This is a genomic window from Streptomyces sp. NPDC001410, from assembly GCF_042895235.1.
Classification (GTDB): domain Bacteria; phylum Actinomycetota; class Actinomycetes; order Streptomycetales; family Streptomycetaceae; genus Streptomyces.
This window is the reverse complement of record NZ_JBIAWE010000052.1, coordinates 1-2,365: the sequence shown is the minus strand read 5'-3', so window position 1 is coordinate 2,365 and position 2,365 is coordinate 1. Positions and strand designations below refer to the sequence as shown.

General features: G+C 67.5%; 2 protein-coding genes. Both read right to left on the bottom strand.

The features are described 5' to 3' along the window. Window positions 1-55: 55 nt before the first annotated feature. Window positions 56-826 (bottom strand): IS21-like element helper ATPase IstB, encoded by a 771-nt coding sequence (gene istB, locus ACFY3C_RS45695; protein WP_390775183.1) that lies wholly within the window; start codon window positions 824-826, stop codon window positions 56-58. Continuing rightward, window positions 823-2,241 carry an IS21 family transposase gene (gene istA / locus ACFY3C_RS45690; RefSeq protein ID WP_390775182.1) on the bottom strand — a complete coding sequence of 473 codons (1,419 nt, stop codon included), beginning with the start codon at window positions 2,239-2,241 and terminating at the stop codon, window positions 823-825. The genes istB and istA overlap by 4 nt, the downstream gene beginning before the upstream one ends. Between the last annotated feature and the right edge of the window lie 124 nt (window positions 2,242-2,365).

The window sequence follows — 2,365 nt, the reverse complement described above, 5'->3', positions numbered from 1 at the left end:
TGTCCCCGTACTCGTCTGAGTGCACCACCAAGTACAGAGTTATGTGCACCACTGCTCAGGCCACGTCGGTGTCCCGCTCGATGGCCTGGAGGCGGTTCTTCAGCCGGTAGCTGTTGCCGTTGATGGAGACGACCTCGCAGTGGTGCAGGAGCCGGTCGAGGATGGCGGTGGCGAGGACCTCGTCGCCGAAGACCTGGCCCCACTCGCTGAAGGTCTTGTTCGAGGTCAGGATGACCGAGCCCTTCTCGTAACGCTTGGAGATCACCTGGAAGACCAGGTTCGCCTCGGCTCGTTCGAGGGGCTGGTAGCCGACCTCGTCGACCACAAGGACGCTGGGCCGCAGGTAGGTGCCGAGCTTGTTGACCAACCGTCCGGCGGCCTCGGCGGTCTTGAGGTTGCGGACCATGTCGTCGAGGGCCGTGAAGTAGATCGAGTAGCCGGCCCGGCAGGCGGCGACCGCGAGGGCGACGGCGATGTGCGTCTTGCCGACTCCCGGCGGCCCCAGCAGGGCCGCGTTGGCCTTGGCCTCGACGAACGAGAGGGTGGCGAGGTCCTTGACCTTGCGCGGGTCGAGGTCGGGCTGGAAGGAGAAGTCGTACTCGTGGAGCGTCTTGTGGTGCGGCAGCTTCGAGGTCCGCAGTCCGCTGCGGAAGCGGCGGTCCTCACGGACCGCGAGTTCCTCGGAGAGGACCAGGTCGAGGAAGTCGAGGTAGCCCATCTTCGCCTCGTCGGCCCGGCGGGTGAACTCGTTGATGGTCTCCGCGAGATGAGGCAGGCCGAGCTTGCCGGCCGTGGTGCGGATGCGGTTGCCGGTCAGCTGGCTCAAGAGGGTTCCTTCGTCGCGCGGTTGGTGGAGAAGGGGCGGGTGCCGGTCAGTTCGTCATAGACGGACAGCGGGCGGCGGCCGACCTCGACGCTGGCGGCAGCGGCCCGGTTCAACAGGGCTTGCAGCGGGCCGGCTTCGAGGCCCAGAGGCTGGTCATGGCGGGGTTGGGGCATCACGTCGCCGGTGGTGACGCGACGGTTGTCGCCCTTGGGTAGGCCTTCCCAATGCTTCTCGTCGACGACGCGGGCGCCGCGGCCAACTGCCCGTGGATGGACAGCCAAGAGGGTCTCGCCGCTGGCGTCGGGGACGGTGGAGTGCAGGCTGATCTGCGACTTCGTGGCCCGGATCTCGACCAGTTGACGGGGGCGGACCTTGCGGGCGGGCACCGAGTAGAGGTTCGCGTCGAAGGCGACCAGGCAGTCCTTGCCGACGTGCCGCAGATGCCGCTGGGCGACCACATACGGAGTCGGCGGCAGTGGCCGCAGGGCCACGTGGTCCCGCACTGCCCGGTGTCCGATGATCTCGCCGTGGGTGCCGTGCACCTTCGCCCGCCGCAGCGGCACCCAGGCGGAGAAGGCGGCATTCATCTCGTCGATCGAGGAGAAGGCCCGTCCGGCCAGAACGTGGTCGCGGACGATCAAGACTTGCCGTTCGACCCGGCCCTTCCCCGTCGGGCGATAAGCGGCCAGGACGTCGATGTCGAAGTCGTAGTGCCCGGCGAACGCGACGGCTTCCGGGTGGAGCGGGACCGCCTCGCCCGGCGCGACGTGCCGGCGCACGACGGTCTTGGTTCGGTCGTAGACGATCGTCATCGGCACCCCGCCGAAGTGCGCGAACGCCTGGCGGTGGCAGTCGAAGAAGCTCGCCAGATCCTGGCTGGTGGTGAAGCAGCAGAACGGATCACGCGAGTACGACAGCGTCATGTGGAACGAGTAGACCTTCGGGATCCCGACGTGGGCGAGGATCTTGCCCTCATCGCCCCAGTCGCACTGGGCCTGGGCGCCCGGGATCACCTCGAACCGCCGGTGCAGACCGGCCAGTTCACCCGGGCTGATGCCGAGATCCTCGGCAATCCGGGGCCGGGCCTCCTGCAGGTAGATCTTGACCCGCTGGTAGTTGATGGTGACCCCGTACTCCGACGCCAGACGTTCGTGGATCACCGATGCCTTCAGCAGGATCTCCGACCGGAGCATCGCGTCGATGAGCGGGGCGACCTCGTCGACCGCCCGTCGCAGCTGCCGGCCATCGGCCGTCCGCTTCGGCGGCGCGACGGGAGCCTCGCCCGACAAGTACTTCGTGACCGTGCGGCGGTTCAGCCCGGTCTCCTTCGCGATCTCCCGCAGGCTCATCGCACCGGACTCGTACAGACCGCGAAACCGCCTCAACTCCAGCCAGCGATGCGGGTCCAAGACCACCTCAGCCGCCCCTCTGCCACCCCGAAACCGACGACAGAAGACTCGCGGCACCCACCCGTGACCGCATCAACTTTGGTGCACTCTCATCCGTACGAGGTGGTGCACGTTCACTTGTACGCCGACA